The sequence below is a fragment of the Pseudomonas marginalis genome, from assembly GCF_008692035.1.
Taxonomy (GTDB): Bacteria; Pseudomonadota; Gammaproteobacteria; order Pseudomonadales; family Pseudomonadaceae; genus Aquipseudomonas; species Aquipseudomonas marginalis.
In genome coordinates this window covers 2,372,838-2,388,880 of sequence record NZ_VTFG01000001.1, presented here as the reverse complement: position 1 = coordinate 2,388,880, position 16,043 = coordinate 2,372,838, and the positions used below count along the sequence as shown (strand labels likewise).

Sequence of the window (16,043 nt, the reverse complement as noted above, 5' to 3'; positions counted from 1 at the left end):
CGCGCGCGGCGAGGGCAACTCGGGTAGAATGCCGCCCACGCAATGAGGGTATTGGAAATGGCTTTAGTCGGGCGCTACAACAGCTTGCAAGTGGTTAAACACACTAACTTTGGTTTGTACCTCGATGGGGCGCAAGATGGCGAAATCCTCTTGCCTAATCGGTATATCCCCAAGGATATTCCCAGTGAAGATGAAGACTGGCTTAACGTTTTCATTTATCTGGACAGCGATGACAAACTTATCGCCACTACCGAAAAACCGAAAGTTCAAGTCGGCGAATTTGCCAGTTTGAAAGTCGTGGAAGTCAACAGTATTGGCGTGTTCCTCGACTGGGGCTTGCCAAAGGATCTGTTGCTGCCGTATTCGGAAGAGAAACGTCAGCTGACCGCCGGTGAATACTGCGTGGTGCATGTCTACCTCGACAAACACACCAAGCGTATTACCGCGACCGCGCGCCTCGACCGCTACCTGGACAAGACGCCGGCCAACTACGTCGTGGGCCAGGAAGTCGACCTGCTGGTCGCCGAAGCCACCGACATGGGCTTCAAGGCGATCATCAACAACAAGCACTGGGGCCTGATCCACAAGAACGAAGTGTTCAAGTTCCTGCGCCCGGGCAAGGAAGAAAAAGGCTTTATCAAAGAGATCCGCGCCGATGGCAACATCAGCCTGAGCCTGCAACCGGTCGGCCAGGAAGCGGCGTCCAGCCTCAACTCGAAGATCCTCGCCAAGTTGCGTGAAAACAACGGCAGTTTGCCGGTCAGCGACAAGAGCGACCCGGCGGTGATCAGCAATTTGTTTGGCGTGAGCAAGGGCAACTTCAAGAAAGCCATTGGTGCACTCTACAAGCAGGGCCAGATCGTGATTCACGCGGATCGCATTGAACTAAGCTGAGTGCGGTTTGCTCTTCTGTAGGAGCGAGCGTGCTCGCGAAAAAGGTCCATCCGACACCGTGATGCGCCTGGAATATTTTCGCGAGCAAGCTCGCTCCTACAGAGGCTGCATCAATGTCCAAGAAGTCTGTCTTTGCCTACCTCGGCACCTTGCTTGCCTTCCTGGTCCTCGACGGCCTCTGGCTTGGCGTCCTTATGGGCCCGACCTACAAATCCCTGCTGGGCCCGCTGATGCTCGATCAGCCTCGCCTGTTGCCCGCCGCGCTGTTCTATCTCTTGTATGTCCTCGGTTGCGTGGTGTTCGTGGTCTTGCCCAGTGCCAGCTGGCAACGCGCAGCGCGACTGGGTGCATTGCTGGGCCTGGTGGCCTACGGCACCTATGACCTGAGCAATTGGGCCACGCTACAGGGTTGGTCCGGCGGGTTGGCAGTGATGGACATGGCCTGGGGCGCCTTCCTCACAGCGGCCTGCTGCGCGGTTGGGTACTTGTGTGCACATCGGGTGCACTAGTGATTGTGTACAGGATTAATCTGCACCGTTGCTGAGCGCAGTCCCCGTCACTGAGGCTCTGTGTAGCCCTTTGGAACGCGGTTTCAGAGGGATTGTGTGCTATTGGCACGTATTCTGCTGACTATCTCGTATACAAACCATGCCGCCTTCCGTATGCACCCCCGTGACGGAAGCGCAGGCCGGTATGACGAGGAGCCCGCGATGACCGAACAATTGCCCAAAGGCTACAGCCCCCGCCTGTACAACCAGGACCTGGGGCCGCTGCCGCAAAAGTGGACCTGGTACAACATCTTTGCCTTCTGGATGAGTGACGTGCACAGCGTGGGCGGCTATGTGTTCGCCGCCAGTCTGTTTGCCCTGGGGCTGGCCAGTTGGCAGGTGTTGATTGCCTTGCTGGCAGGCATTTGCATTGTGCAATTGATTGCCAACCTGGTGGCCAAGCCCAGCCAGCAGGCCGCCGTGCCCTATCCAGTAATCTGCCGGCTGGCGTTTGGCGTGTTCGGTGCGAACATTCCCGCCGTGATTCGCGGCTTGATTGCGGTGGCCTGGTACGGGATTCAGACCTACCTGGCGTCGAGTGCCCTGATCATTGTGGCATTGCGCTTTTTCCCACAGATGGCGGTGTTTGCAGAGCCGCATTTTGCCGGCCTGTCTTACCTGGGCTGGTTTGGTTTCCTCAGTTTATGGGTGTTGCAGGCGGCCGTGTTCTGGGCCGGCATGGAGTCCATCCGCCGCTTTATCGATTGGGCGGGGCCGGTGGTCTATGCGGTGATGTTTGCCCTGGCCGGCTGGATCGTGTGGAAGGCAGGGTGGGCGAATATCAGCTTTACCCTGGCGGAAAAATCCCTGTCGGGCTGGCAGGCGTTTGGCCAGGTCATCGTGGCGACGGCGCTGGTGGTGTCGTATTTTTCCGGGCCGACCCTGAATTTCGGTGATTTCAGCCGTTACTGCCGCAGCATGCAGGACGTGCGGCGCGGCAACTTCTGGGGCCTGCCGGTGAACTTCCTGGCGTTTTCCCTGGTGACCGTGGTGATCGTCTCGGGCACCTTGCCGGTGTTTGGCGAAATGCTCCATGACCCGATCGCGACCGTCTCGCGCATTGATAACAGCATGGCGGTGCTGCTGGGCGCTTTTGCATTTGTGACTGCCACCATCGGCATCAACATCGTCGCCAACTTCGTGTCCCCGGCGTTCGACTTCGCCAACGTCGCGCCGAGCAAGATCAGCTGGCGCGCCGGCGGCATGATCGCTGCGGTGGCGTCGATCTTCATCACCCCGTGGAACCTGTTCAATAACCCGCTGATGATCCACTACACCCTGGATATCCTCGCGGCCTTTATCGGCCCGCTGTTCGGGATTCTGCTGGTGGACTTCTACCTGATCAAAAAGCAGAAGATCGACGTGGACGCGCTGTTCGATGACAGCCCGAGCGGGCGCTATTACTTCGACGGCGGTGTGAACTGGACGGCGGTCAAGGCGCTGGTGCCCGCGACCCTGGCAGGTGTTGCGATCACCTTCACGCCGGCGTTGCAGGGCATGGCTAACTTTGCCTGGTTCACCGGCTGCTTCCTGGGTGGGCTGTTTTTCCTGGTGTTGGCGCGGCGTGAGCAGGTTCGTGCGCCGGCACCGTTGGTCGCCGGCTGACCAACACCCCTCCCGCCACTGACAGGCCTGCACCGGCAATCACCAACGCCGGTTGCAGGCCTCCGCTCAGGTGACTGCTCACCGACGCCAGCAACGGCCCGCTCAATTGGCCGATGGCAAAGCTGGCGGTCAGCAGCCCGGTGTTGCGCTGATAGCCGTGGGGCGCAACGTCCCGCAGGCGCGCCATCACCAACTGCATACAGGCCAGGAACGGCCCGCCGCACAGCAACACCCCCAGCGCCAGGCCCCAACCGTTACCCAGCAGGCAGGCGAATACTCCGGCCGCCTGCAGCCACAACGTGGTCATCAGCCAGCGGCGGGTGGTGTCCGGGTCCTTGGGACGCAGGCTTGCGACCACTACCCCAATCGCCGCGGCCAAACCAAAGCAGGGCCAGAACAGATCAGCCTGCCAGGCGCCGTTGAATTGCGCGCTGGCCATCTGTGACAGGAAGGTCGCCGGAATGATGTAGCCCAGGCCGAACAACACGTAGATCCAGCACAGGTGAGTAATGCTGCCGTTGCTGGCCGTGTCGGCGTGGCTTGCAACAGGCGCAGTGACGGCGGACGGCTGTGGCAGGAAGGGCAAGATTGCCAGCAGCATCACCAGCGCCACTACCGCATAGATCAGCCACAAGGTTGCTGAGCTCTGGCCCAACAGGTTGGAGCCCAGCGCCAGCAACCCGGTCAACACAATCCCCAGCCCCGGCCCGGCGAACACCAGGGCGCCCAGGCGTGCACGCCCGGCGGCAATCGCCAGCGGCTGGCTCAGGCTGGTGATCATCACCAATGCCCAGGCACTTGCAACGCCGGTACCGAAGCGCAACAGCATGTGAGGCCAGAAACCCTGGGCCCAGTACGACGCCAGGGTCAGCAACACGCACAACCAGAGCCCGCCATACAGGCGACCCCGCACATGGTGATGGCTGCGCGCAAAAATCGAATCCACCGCGCCCACGAAGTAGCCCAGGTAATTGGCCGCTGCGATCAGTCCGGCGCCGGTCAGGTCGATCTGGCCTTCACTGAGCAAGTGGGGCATTTGCGGGGTAAGGGCGAAGCGGCCAATGCCCATGGCCATCATCAGGGCGATAAAGCTGGCGAGTAAGCGGGTGAGGGGTGACATGGTCGGGTGTCCTGCGGGTAAGCGAATACCGTCAGGCTAGAGCGGATTGACTTTCTGTAAAAATGAATAATAGTGAGCAACTTGTTCAGTTTTGGAGAAAGTCATGGAGTTCAGTCAATTGCGCATCTTCCAGGCGGTGGCGGAAGAGGGCTCCATTACCCGTGCTGCCGAGCGCCTGCATCGAGTGCCGTCGAACTTGTCGACCCGGCTCAAGCAGATGGAAGAACAGCTTGGCGTGGAATTGTTCGTGCGCGAACGCCAGCGCTTGCAGCTTTCTCCGGCGGGCAAGGTGTTGCTGGACTACAGCACTCGTCTGCTGGCGCTGCATGATGAAGCCCATGGCGCCGTGCAAGGTGGGCAACCGGCTGGCAATTTTGTGCTGGGCAGCATGTACAGCACGGCGGCAGTGCATTTGCCGAAGCTGCTGGCGTGCTATCACAAGGCGTATCCGATGGTGAACCTCCAGGTACTATCGGCGCCCAGCGGTGAACTGCTCGAAGGGTTGATCACCGGTCGCCTGGACGCCGCATTTGTGGACGGGCCCATCACGATTGCCTCCCTGGACGGTGTGGCCCTGTGCGAAGAACGCCTGGTGCTGATATGCGAAGCCGACCACCCACCGGTGCGCGGGCCGCAGGATGTTGCCGGCCGTTCGGTGTTCACTTTTCGCCGCAGTTGCGCCTACCGCACGCGCCTGGAAACCTGGTTTTCCCACGAGCACGTCGCCATGGGGCGGGCGATTGAGATCGAGTCTTATCAAGGCATGCTCGCCTGTGTCATCGCCGGTTCAGGTGTGGCGCTGATGTCCGAATCCATGCTCGACAGCCTGCCGGGCAAGGACAGCGTGTCCGTTCATCCGCTGACAGGGCAATTTGCCACTGCGACGACCTGGCTGATGTGGCGAAAGGGTATGCTCGGCGCTAACCTCAACGCATGGATCGACCTGCAGCAAGAGGGCAGGGCCGAGGTCCTGCAAGACGCACGTGCGATTGCTTGAGCGATCCGTCAGGATTTGCATCAATTCAGTAACAGTTCGTTGTGGTTTCATTCAAGCAATACGTAGGACTTAGGGCTACTATCAATGTAGGAAAAGGCGACAGAACTTGCGCCGACCAGCATTTCCCTCAAAGGGGGCAAACCATGAAAGAGAAAATCCAGAACTGGCTCCACGACCTTGGCGTTGCATTGGGCTTGATCGAGCCCCCCCTGCAACCGGTGCCGATTCGTACCGATGACGAGCAGCGTCGTCCGCGCCGCAGATAATCTCTGGCTGAAGCAGGATTGAAGGTGGGGGCGAGTAAGCCCGCTCCCACCGTTTATTTTGCGCCAGGCAAAACCAGCGGGCGTGACATCCTACGTCTCAGCGTCCATACAGCGTTTCCAGCGTCAGTCATACCTCTCGCCGTCCCAGTCACCCTTGCCCCGGGCCTGCGCGATAGCACCCTCACGCCATAACACTCACTCGCCCCAGTGATCTGAACAATCGTTCGGATGCGAGCGTCTGCTTTCAGGAACCCCTGTCGTCCCTCGATAGCTTGGGCGAGTAGTCCGAATCCATGCAGGTCAGTCAGGCCTCTGACCTTCACGTGTCGGAATCAGGCTACTTGTTCATCAGAAGTGGCTGGCTTATTCAATTCAAACCATGAGCGTAGGTTGAGTTTCTCAATGGCCTTCCAATAACGCCCCCCCTTTATTGAATGGCTCTCTGCGAGGCATCAGTCCGTCAGAAGTGTTGGAGAAACAGCTATGAGGCTCTCTTCCATTCCGCCAGTCGCCGCGTCACTCATCGCCATAACCGGAAATATCCTGCATCTCGCACCGGTGTCGAGAGCCTGGAAGGCTCACGCACCCAGCAACGTAGTGTTCTTCCCCCCGACATTGACCAAACACGATCTGCTCATTCAGATCGGTCTCCTGAGTCCATCGGCGATCATTGTCGGGGACCAGGCGATCGATGCAGACGTTATCGCCCAATGGCGCATATCCCACCCGTTTGGCGACCTCCATTTGATCCGCAGAGGTACGAGCCTGGATAAGGTGCGACTGGACCTTTGCGGTTCCAACGACATCCGTGTAGTCAATACGCCGGGGGTCAACGCGCCCCATGTCGCCGCCTATATGGCGCGCTGGCTGACACTGGCCGATGGCTCCCTGCCGCGCGACATCTGTGTGCTGGGATACGGCAACGTGGGCAGGGAGCTGGTCAAGTTGTTGCTTGATCGAGATCCGGAGGTTCGGATCAAGGTATTGGATCGACATGGTCAGAGGCCGGACACTCTCGGCAAAGCCTGTTCCGACAGCCGAGTGTCCTTTGGCGTGGACTGGTTCGAGGTGCTGGAGGGGGCCCGTGCCGTCGCTATCTGTTTATCCCTGAATGATGAGTCCACCCATCGCATTGATCGGGCCCTTATTCAGTGCCTGCACAGACAGGCTCGTCTGGTCTGCGTCGCCAAGCCGGATGTCTTCAGCGATGACGCTTTACGGGCCCTGGCAACGGCTGAAGCTATCCAGCTTGTATTGGACTACGGGCCTGGGACACTGGATGCATTTCGGGTGCGCGCGCAGGCACTCGGCTGCAGTGTCTCCAAGTGGCGCAAGCCGGCGACCCTGACAACCCAGGCGGCAATGACTGAAGCCTGCCACGGCGACCTTGACTATGCCGTCTCGATTCAACTGAGCCTGACCGCCTTGCGCTGCCTGGTCCGGCGCAAACTTGCCCACTCATTGATGATCCCCGCGCAACAGGCAGATGCCCGCGCGCCGCGCGTATCGATCATCGGTCGAGGCATCAACGGCCTGCTCCAAGCCGTGATGTTCCGCCTGGCCAATTATCAGGTCTCGGTCTACGGAGGACATCAGCAAAGCGATGGCGCCAGTCATAAGCAGGTGAACATGCGCCACCTTTCAGCCACGGAGACGACTGCAAAGCCGCTGGACAACGCTTATCTGACGCCTGGAAACCAGTACCTGGCCGTGGAATGCAACCGTGCAGGCATTGAGCTGTTTGAAAAGTTTCTGGCCGACAATCCATCGATTGACGCATCGGGCGACGACCTGGGCATTGCGCATTTGATGGATGAGATAGAGGCGCTTTTGCGGCGCGCTGGGGTTCGGTTCCTGTCCCAGCATCTGAGTCCGGCCCGCATTGCTGAACTGAGCAGGGAACAGTTCGTCGTCACGGCCATGGAAGGAGAGGAGCCTGATGGACTGTCGATAGTTTATTGCTCCGCCTACAACCGCATTGCCGCCGGCGGGACGTATGCCGGGGGCACCACCCAGGGATTGGTGTGGGCCTCCTTGGTCGAGGAAATCATCCAGGCAAAGGCGCCCGCAGTTTCCACAATGTACTCATGATAAAAAACGGGTGCGACATCCGACGTCGCACCCGCTGAAGAAACCGCTCCAACCCTCTTTATTGCTTACACCGCCCGAACCACCCCCGCCTCGGGCCGGCGTGACAACACACTCACCAGCACAAAACTCACCAGCGCCACTGCCAGGCTGTAGTAGATCGGCGTGTTCGCATCCAGGCCATCCTTGAACATGAACACCAGCGCCGTTACAAAACCCAGGCTCATGGAGGTGATTGCCCCCGACGTGGTCGCGCGCTTCCAGAAGATCGCGCCGATCAGCGGGATCAGCATGCCACCCACCAGCAGGTTGTAGGCCAGGGTCAGGGCGCTGATCACGTCATTGACCACCAGTGCGATGCCCAGCACGACGATACCGGTCAGCATGGTGAACAGGCGGTTGATTGCCAGGCTCGATTGTCTGCCGCCGCGCAGGCGTGGCAGCAGGTCTTCGGTCAATACGGTGGAGGCGGCGAGCAAGCCGGCGCTGGCGGTGGACATCATCGCCGCCAGTGCCGCCGCGATCACCAGGCCGCGGATGCCGTCCGGCAGCGAGACTTTGACGATGGCCGCGAACGCGTTGTTGACGTTGTCCAGGTCCGGAATCAGCACATGGGCCGCCATGCCGATCAGCGCACAGGCGAGGCCGTAAAGAATGCAGTAGAAACCCGCGAAAGTGCCTGCGTACTTGGCGACCTTTTCGTCACGGGCGGTGAACACCCGCTGCCAGATGTCCTGGCCGATCAGGATGCCGAAGAAGTAGATCATGAAGTAGGTGATGATCGTGTCCCAGCCGATCGCGGTGAAGCTGAAGCTCGATGCCGGCAGCTTGGCGACCAGCTCATCCCAGCCGCCGACGCGGTACAGGCAGATCGGCAGCAGGATAAACATCAGGCCGACGGTCTTGATCACGAACTGCACGATGTCGGTGAGGGTCAGGGACCACATGCCGCCGATGGTCGAGTAGACCACCACCACACCACCGCCCAGCAACACCGAAATCCAGAACGGCAGGCCGAACAGCACTTGCAGCACCGTGCCGATGGCCAGGATCGAGGTCACGCCGATCATCAGCGCGTAGGCCAGCATGATCACCGCACTCGCCTGGCGGGCCATGGGGTTGTAGCGTTTTTCCAGTACCTGGGTGACGGTGAAGATTTTCAGCTTGAGCAGCGGCTTGGCCAGGAACAGGTTCAGCGCGATGATCCCCATGCCCAGCGCCGCACACAGCCAGAAGCCGGAGATGCCATGCACATAACCCAGGCGCACGGTACCGACGGTGGATGCACCGCCCAGTACCGTGGCGGCCATGGTGCCCATGTACAGCGACGGGCCCAGGTTGCGACCGGCTACCAGGTAGTCTTCGTGGGTCCTGGCGCGGCGCATGCCGTAATAGCCGAGCACGAGCATGCCAGCGGCGTAGATGAGTACGACGAATAAATCCAAAGCCATGACGGCGGGTCTCCGATTATTGTTTTAGGTAACAGGCGAACTTGTTGTGGGAGCGGAGCCTGCTCCCGCAGGGCTGCGAAGCGGACCCTTGGGGCCATACACCGAAGCCGGCTCCGGAAACACACGCAACAACGTCAGGTACACCACCGACGCCAACCCCAGCGTCACCGGCAGGCTGATATCGATGCCATCGGCCAGGTTGCCCAGCGGCCCGACAAACTGCCCCGGCAAGTTGACGAAGCACAGGCCCACCAGCGCACTCGGAATCCAGGCCCCCAGCCCGCGCCAGTTCCAGCCATGGCTGAACCAGTAGCGGCCGCCGGTTTCACCCCGGGTAAACACCTGCAGGTCATCCGGACAGTAGAAGCCGCGACGCACGATCAGGCCGATGATCATCATCACCATCCATGGCGTGGTGCAGGTGATGATCAGCACGGCGAAGGTCGATACGCTCTGCACCAGGTTGGCGGCGAAACGTCCGATAAAGATGAAGGCAATCGACATCACCCCGATCAGCAGCGTGGCCTTGACCCGCGACAGCAGGCGCGGGAACACGCTGGACATGTCCAGCCCGGTGCCATACAGCGAAGTGGTTCCGGTGGACATGCCGCCAATTACCGCGATCAGGCACACCGGCAGGAAGAACCAGGTCGGTGCCACCGCCAGCAGACCGCCGACGTAGTTGTTGGCCGCGATGTAGTCCGGCGCCTTGACCGCCACGATGGTGGCGGTGGCCAGGCCGAACAGGAACGGGATCAAGGTGGCGATCTGTGCCAGGACTACCGCCAGCATGATGCGCATTTTCGGCGTCTCACGTGGGATATAGCGTGACCAGTCACCCAGGAACGCCCCGAAGGAAATCGGGTTGCTCATGGCCACCAGAGCCGCGCCGATAAAGGCCGCCCAGAAGCCGGTCTGGCCCAGGGCTACGCTGCCGGCGAAGTGGCTGTCGAAGGTCGGCGCGAACGCGAAGATGCCCAACAGAAACAGCAGGCTTGCCGCCCAGACCGCAATGCGGTTGACCCACAGCATGAAGCGAAAGCCGTAGATGCACACCGTCAGGACAAGCATGGCGAATACGCCGTAGGCCAGGCCCAGGGTCAGGTCGGTTTCCGGCAGGCCGATCAGCCGTTTCGCACCGCCGACCAGCGCATCGCCTGAACTCCACACCGACAGTGAGAAGAAGGCAATCGCCGTCAGCAATGACAGAAACGAGCCGACAATCCGCCCGTGCACGCCGAAGTGCGCACCGGAAGACACTGCGTTGTTGGTGCCATTGATCGGCCCGAACAGGCCCATGGGGGCGAGGATCAACGCACCCACCAGCACGCCCAGCACAATCGCCCAGACGCCGGCCTGGAACGACAGGCCGAACAACACGGGAAAGGAACCGAGCACGGCGGTGGCAAAGGTATTGGCGCCGCCGAAGATCAGGCGGAACAGATCCTTGGGGGTGGCGGTACGTTCGTTGTCCGGGATCTGTTCGACCCCGTTGGTTTCTATTGTGCGAATACTTTTATCGTTGTTTTTATTATTCATGATCAGCTCCGATCACATTGGCTAAGGGGGCGGCAGCCCTTCCGGCATAGCGGACAAATGTTCGTGACAGGCCAGCCACGGGCCTTCTTGTTGTTCTGTGCGAGATCCTTGGCGTTTGAAGACAATGGTCTCGCGTTCCTGGCTAACGAATTCCTCCCCGTTCATGCGCAGCTCGGTGGCCACGTCATGGATAAATATCGCCACGTCACCCTGCAGGCTGACCACGGCGTTACTTGAGGTGCAGGACAGCACCTCAAATCCTTCATCCCGGCGCCAGCTGTCCCACAATGCCTGGTAGGCATCGCGACTGAGCAGCGGCTGGGGGAGGGTGTAGAACACAAAGCTGGCATCGGCCGTGAACGCGCCGAAGTAGGCGGCGCGGTCGTTGCGTGCAAAGGCCGACACCAGGTCGGCGGCGGCTTTCAATACCTGCGGCACGCTCATCAACGGTGCGCCACGCCAGGCAGTACGCAGAGCATCTCGTACAGCAGGTTGGCGCCCAGCAGCGAGGTGTTGCCGGTGGTGTCGTAGGGCGGCGAAACTTCTACCAGATCACAACCGACCAGGTCGAGGCCCTGGCAGCCACGGATGATTTCGATTGCCTGGATGGTGGTCAGGCCGCCGATTTCCGGGGTGCCGGTGCCGGGCGCCCAGGCCGGGTCGATGCCGTCGATGTCGAAGCTCAGGTACACCGGGCCGCCGCCGACTTTTTCCCGCACCTCGGCCATCAGTGGCGCGAGGGAGTGGTGCCAGCATTCTTCGGCCTGTACTACGCGAAAGCCCTGTTTGCGGCTCCAGTTGAAGTCTTCGGCGGTATAGCCCTGGGCGCGCAGGCCGATCTGCACCACGCGGTCGCAATCGAGCAGGCCTTCTTCCACGGCGCGGCGGAAGGTGGTGCCGTGGGCGATTTTCTCGCCGAACATATGGTCGTTGACGTCGGCGTGGGCATCGATGTGCACCAGCCCGACCTTGCCGTGTTTCTTGTGGATCGCCCGCAGGATCGGCAGGGTGATGGTGTGGTCGCCGCCCAACGTCATCGGGATCACGTTGTGCTCGAGAATCTCATCGTAGGCCTCTTCGATGATGCGCACGGCGTCCAGCAGGTTGAAGGTGTTGATCGCCACGTCGCCAATGTCCGCCACCGACAGCGAGTCGAACGGCGCGGCACCGGTGGCCATGTTGTAGGGGCGGATCATTACCGACTCGGCGCGGATTTCACGGGGCCCGAAGCGGGTACCGGCGCGCAGCGAGGTGCCGATGTCCAGGGGCACGCCGATAAAGGCCGCATCCAGGCCCTTGGCCGATTGCAGGTGGGGAAGGCGCATCATGGTGGCGATGCCGGCGAAGCGCGGCATTTCGTTGCCGCCCAGTGGTTGGTGGAAAATCTTGTCCACGGGATTGCCTCATCGTTGTTGTGTTTATCAGGGGCCGATTCTGCGAAAAGCGCAGGAAGGGAAGAATCGGCAGGGGCAAATACTTAGTTCAGGTTTTTCTAAACTAATGCGGGCAGGTAGACTGCCCACATCTACACCCGGAGCCGACCATGGCCAGCGCCTTGCCCGACCTGAAACTCCTGCGCATCTTCGTCAGCGTCGTGCGCCACCAGGGGTTCGCCAATGCCCAGCACGAACTCAACCTGTCCACCTCGGCCATCAGCACCTACATGAGCCAGTTGGAAAGTGCGTTGGGCCTGGTGCTGTGTCATCGCGGCCGGGGTGGGTTCAGCCTGACCAGCAAAGGCGAGCTGTTCCACCAGGAAACCTTGCGCCTGCTCGGCGAACTGGAAGGCTTCGAACAATATGCCGCCGCGCTCAAGGGCGAGCTGCGCGGGACGCTCAAGCTCGGCGTGCTCGACTCCACGGTGAGCGACAAGGCCTTGCCGTTCGCCGAGGTTATCGGCGCCTACAGCCTGGAGCACCCGGCGGTGCACCTGAATCTATCGGTGATGAGCCCCTACGAACTGCAACTCGGCGTGCAGGACAACCGCCTGGACCTGGCCATCGGTGCCTTCTCCAACCGCATGAGCGGGCTGATCTACATGCCGCTGTACCGCGAGCAACACTGGTTGTATTGCAGCACCCGCCATCCGTTGTTCAGCGAACGACGCATCCCCGAGCAGGTGATCACCCAGCAGCGCATGGTCGGGCGCGGCTACTGGAGCCAGGCCGAACTGGCGCGCCACGGCTTCAAGCACAGCGCCGCGACGGTGGAAAGTATGGAGGCGCAGTTGATCCTGGTGCTCTCCGGTGCCTACATCGGCTACCTGCCCGAGCACTACGCCCAGGCCTGGGCCGACAAGGGCGACCTGCGCGTATTGCTGCCGGCGACCTTCGGCTACCAGGCGCCGTTCTCGATGATCATGCGCCGGGGCCGCAGCCGCGAACCGCTGATCCAGACCTTCCGCGATCTACTCAAAGCGCAGCTCAACCAGGCCTGAAAACCATGTCCCGACCCCACTGTTCCCGCTGCCTCAGGCCCGCCGCCCATTGCCTGTGCGCGCTGATTCCCAGCCTCGACAGCCGCACACGTGTGCTTGTTTTGCAGCACCCGAGTGAGGTCAACCATGCGCTCAATACCGCGCGGCTGGCGGCGTTGGGATTGAACAATGCGCAGTTGGTGGTGGGCGAGGTCTTTGATGACTTGCCGACCCTGTTGAACCCGCCCGGCTATCAGGCGCGGCTGTTGTTTCCGGCTGACGATGCACAGCCGCTGCAAGCCTATGCACCCGGCGATCAGCCGCTGTTGCTGGTAGTGCCCGACGGCACCTGGCGCAAGGCGCGCAAACTGCTGCACCTCAATCCTGTGTTGGCGGCGTTGCCACGGGTCACGCTGGTCGAGGGCGCCGTGTCTCGCTATCGACTGCGCAAGGCGCCCGGACCGGGGGCGTTGTCGACGGTGGAGGCGATTGTGCAGGCGTTGCAGGTGCTGGAGGCGCCAGTGTCGTTCGAGCCGTTGCTCAAGCCGTTTGATGCATTGATCGAAGGGCAGATTGCGGCGATGGGGGAGGAGGTCTTTCGGAGAAATCATGGCGATGGGCATTTGCGCTAGGCGGGATATCGAGGCGCGGCCATCGGGAGCAAGCCCCCTCCCACATTCGATCGAGTTCCAGCATGAGAATGCGGTCCAGTGTGGGAGGGGGCTTGCTCCCGATGGCGCCCGCTCAGCCACCACCGCCTCGCTTATTCCTTTAAGCCATAAGCACCGCACTTTGCGTGATATGGCCCGCCGACCTTTCCCGGTATGATGTTCGCCCCCGCAGTCTGGATTGCGAATACGCCATGACCTTGCAGTACCCTACAATCGCCGATTGCGTCGGCAACACGCCCCTGGTCCGCTTGCAACGCATGGCGGGTGAAACCAGCAATACCCTGTTGCTCAAGCTCGAAGGCAACAACCCGGCCGGCTCGGTGAAAGACCGCCCGGCGCTGTCGATGATCACCCGCGCCGAACTGCGCGGGCAGATCAAGCCCGGCGACACCCTGATCGAAGCCACCTCGGGTAATACCGGGATCGCCCTGGCCATGGCCGCCGCGATCAAGGGCTACAAGATGGTGCTGATCATGCCCGACAACGGCAGCGCCGAGCGCAAGGCGGCGATGACCGCCTATGGCGCCGAGTTGGTGCTGGTCACCCAGGAAGAAGGCATGGAAGGCGCCCGCGACCTCGCCGAGCGCATGGCCGCCGAAGGCCGTGGCCAGGTGCTGGACCAGTTCGCCAATGGGGACAACCCCGAAGCGCACTACACCACCACCGGTCCGGAAATCTGGCGCCAGACCCAGGGCACCATCACCCATTTCGTCAGTTCCATGGGCACCACCGGCACCATCATGGGCAACTCGCGCTACCTCAAGGAGCAGAACCCGGCGATCCAGATCGTCGGCCTGCAACCGATGGAAGGCGCGGCGATCCCAGGCATTCGTCGCTGGCCCGAAGAGTACTTGCCGAAGATCTACAACGCGACCCGCGTGGACCGCATCATCGACATGGCCCAGCGTGAAGCCGAAGACACCACCCGCCGCCTGGCCCGTGAAGAAGGCATCTTCTGCGGCGTGTCGTCCGGCGGCGCCGTGGCGGGTATGTTGCGCTTGTCCAAGGAAGTGGAAAACGCGGTGATCGTCGCGATCATCTGTGACCGAGGCGACCGTTACTTGTCGACCGGCATTTTCGACGAACCCAACTGATGGCCAAGCACGAGAGAGGCCTGCGCTTCCAACCGACGGGCGGCAGCCGGGCCCCACAGATTCCCGTGGGCAAGAAGCAACGCCTGGCCATCGAGCGCCTGGCCAACGACGGCCGCGGCATCGTGTTCTTTGAAGGTCGCACCTGGTTTGTCAACGGTGCGCTGGCCGGCGAAGAGGTTGAAGCGCGGGTGTTGGGCACCCACGGCAAGGTGGTCGAGGCCCGCACCGAGCGCGTGTTCACGGCCAGCGAGCTGCGTCGCCCGGCACCGTGCGCGCACTTCGGTCGCTGTGGCGGTTGCAGCGTGCAGCACTTGCCCCATGCCGAACAACTTGCCCTGAAACAGCGCATGCTCGCCGAGCAACTGTCCCGCGTGGCCGGTGTCGAACCGCAGGAGTGGGCCGCACCATTGAGTGGGCCGGAATTCGCTTACCGGCGCCGCGCCCGGGTGGCGGTGCGTTGGGATGCCAAGGCGAAGAAGCTTGAGGTGGGTTTCCGCGCCGTGGCCAGCCAGGACATCGTCGCCATCGATGATTGCCCGGTGCTGGTACAGGCCTTGCAACCGATCATGCAGCGTCTGCCGAACATGCTGCGCCGCCTGAGCAAACCTCAGGCCCTGGGGCATGTGGAGTTGTTCAGCGGCTCGTCCGTCGCCGTGTTGCTGCGGCATATGGCGCCGTTGTCGGAGGCGGACCTGCTGATCCTGAAAGAATTCTGCAGCTTCCATGACGCCCAGCTGTGGCTGCATGGGGAAGGCCAGCCGGAACCGATTGAGCCTGATCAGTCACTAGGTTTCCGATTGGGCCCATGGGACTTGGAGTTGGCGTACCGACCGGGGGATTTTGTCCAGGTCAACGCCGGGGTCAACGAGGCGATGGTGGCCCAGGCCCTGGACTGGCTGGCGCCACAGCCTGATGAGCGGGTGCTGGACCTGTTCTGCGGCCTGGGCAACTTTGCCTTGCCGCTGGCGAAACAGGTGCGCGACGTGGTGGCGGTGGAAGGTGTGCAGGCCATGGTGGACCGGGCTGCACGGAACGCCATCAGCAACAATTTGCATAATGCGCAGTTTTTTCAGGCCGATTTGTCCCAGCCGTTGACTGACGCGGAATGGGCCAAACAGGGCTTTTCTGCGGTACTCTTGGACCCACCCCGCGATGGTGCCCAAGAGGTTGTGCGCAAGCTCGCCACCCTGGGGGCCAGGCGCCTGGTGTATGTGTCCTGCAACCCGGCGACGCTGGCGCGGGACACGGTTGAGCTGGTCAAGCAAGGCTACCGGCTAAAACGTGCCGGGATCCTCGACATGTTTCCGCACACAGCGCATGTCGAGGCCATGGCGTTATTTGAAGCGGGCTAGGA

15 protein-coding genes are annotated in these 16,043 nt (G+C 61.4%); 10 read left to right on the top strand and 5 right to left on the bottom strand.

The window, feature by feature from the left end; all coding sequences use genetic code 11:
- Positions 1-57: 57 nt before the first annotated feature.
- The 3 genes from FX984_RS11125 to FX984_RS11115 all read left to right on the top strand — a co-directional run bounded on the left by FX984_RS11125 (position 58) and on the right by FX984_RS11115 (position 3,047).
- Positions 58-894, top strand: a complete 837-nt coding sequence (locus FX984_RS11125) for a CvfB family protein (protein ID WP_027603778.1) — start codon at positions 58-60, stop codon at positions 892-894.
- 113 nt (positions 895-1,007) lie between these two features.
- Entirely contained in the window at positions 1,008-1,403 is a 396-nt protein-coding gene (locus tag FX984_RS11120) for a DUF2177 family protein (RefSeq protein ID WP_146476730.1), read from the top strand.
- 201 nt (positions 1,404-1,604) lie between these two features.
- A complete protein-coding gene (locus FX984_RS11115) occupies positions 1,605-3,047 on the top strand; it encodes an NCS1 family nucleobase:cation symporter-1 (protein ID WP_146476729.1) in 1,443 nt (480 codons plus the stop codon).
- On the opposite strand, the gene FX984_RS11110 is transcribed toward FX984_RS11115, so the two are convergent.
- On the bottom strand, positions 2,959-4,167 hold the full coding sequence (locus FX984_RS11110; protein WP_027603781.1) for an MFS transporter: 1,209 nt from the start codon (positions 4,165-4,167) through the stop codon (positions 2,959-2,961). The genes FX984_RS11115 and FX984_RS11110 overlap by 89 nt on opposite strands.
- 103 nt (positions 4,168-4,270) lie before the next feature.
- Between FX984_RS11110 and ptrR the strand changes: the two genes are divergently transcribed.
- The 3 genes from ptrR (at position 4,271) to FX984_RS11100 (ending at position 7,521) form a co-directional block, all read left to right on the top strand.
- Positions 4,271-5,164: a putrescine utilization regulator PtrR gene (gene ptrR, locus FX984_RS11105; protein WP_065924698.1), complete on the top strand. Its 894-nt coding sequence runs from the start codon at positions 4,271-4,273 to the stop codon at positions 5,162-5,164.
- A 143-nt stretch (positions 5,165-5,307) separates the two neighbouring features.
- Positions 5,308-5,430, top strand: coding sequence for a PA1414 family protein (locus FX984_RS32950; RefSeq protein ID WP_003193089.1), 123 nt, complete (start codon positions 5,308-5,310; stop codon positions 5,428-5,430).
- 483 nt (positions 5,431-5,913) lie between these two features.
- Positions 5,914-7,521 carry an NAD(P)-dependent oxidoreductase gene (locus FX984_RS11100; RefSeq protein WP_146476728.1) on the top strand — a complete coding sequence of 536 codons (1,608 nt, stop codon included), beginning with the start codon at positions 5,914-5,916 and terminating at the stop codon, positions 7,519-7,521.
- Positions 7,522-7,586: 65 nt separating this feature from the next.
- Here FX984_RS11100 and FX984_RS11095 read toward each other — a convergent pair whose 3' ends face one another.
- From FX984_RS11095 to speB, 4 genes are read right to left on the bottom strand one after another with little or no spacing between them, the layout of a single operon-like run.
- On the bottom strand, positions 7,587-8,969 hold the full coding sequence (locus FX984_RS11095; RefSeq protein ID WP_098478939.1) for a sodium:solute symporter family protein: 1,383 nt from the start codon (positions 8,967-8,969) through the stop codon (positions 7,587-7,589).
- A 24-nt stretch (positions 8,970-8,993) separates the two neighbouring features.
- Entirely contained in the window at positions 8,994-10,508 is a 1,515-nt protein-coding gene (locus FX984_RS11090; RefSeq protein WP_146476727.1) for a purine-cytosine permease family protein, read from the bottom strand.
- A gap of 21 nt (positions 10,509-10,529) precedes the next feature.
- Positions 10,530-10,952: a YybH family protein gene (locus FX984_RS11085; RefSeq protein WP_146476726.1), complete on the bottom strand. Its 423-nt coding sequence runs from the start codon at positions 10,950-10,952 to the stop codon at positions 10,530-10,532.
- Positions 10,952-11,902 (bottom strand): agmatinase, encoded by a 951-nt coding sequence (gene speB / locus FX984_RS11080; protein ID WP_027603787.1) that lies wholly within the window; start codon positions 11,900-11,902, stop codon positions 10,952-10,954. The genes FX984_RS11085 and speB overlap by 1 nt, the downstream gene beginning before the upstream one ends.
- Before the next feature lie 149 nt (positions 11,903-12,051).
- Here speB and FX984_RS11075 point away from each other — a divergent pair, with 149 nt between their 5' ends.
- From FX984_RS11075 to rlmD, 4 genes are all read left to right on the top strand, one after another.
- Positions 12,052-12,945 (top strand): LysR family transcriptional regulator, encoded by an 894-nt coding sequence (locus FX984_RS11075; RefSeq protein WP_065924693.1) that lies wholly within the window; start codon positions 12,052-12,054, stop codon positions 12,943-12,945.
- A gap of 5 nt (positions 12,946-12,950) precedes the next feature.
- Positions 12,951-13,556, top strand: a complete 606-nt coding sequence (locus FX984_RS11070; RefSeq protein ID WP_092355263.1) for a tRNA-uridine aminocarboxypropyltransferase — start codon at positions 12,951-12,953, stop codon at positions 13,554-13,556.
- 230 nt (positions 13,557-13,786) lie between these two features.
- On the top strand, positions 13,787-14,689 hold the full coding sequence (cysM, locus tag FX984_RS11065) for a cysteine synthase CysM (protein WP_015885254.1): 903 nt from the start codon (positions 13,787-13,789) through the stop codon (positions 14,687-14,689).
- The gene (gene rlmD, locus FX984_RS11060) at positions 14,689-16,041 is read left to right on the top strand and encodes a 23S rRNA (uracil(1939)-C(5))-methyltransferase RlmD (protein WP_146476725.1); all 1,353 of its coding nucleotides are present in this window, start codon (positions 14,689-14,691) and stop codon (positions 16,039-16,041) included. The genes cysM and rlmD overlap by 1 nt, the downstream gene beginning before the upstream one ends.
- Positions 16,042-16,043 lie beyond the last annotated feature (2 nt).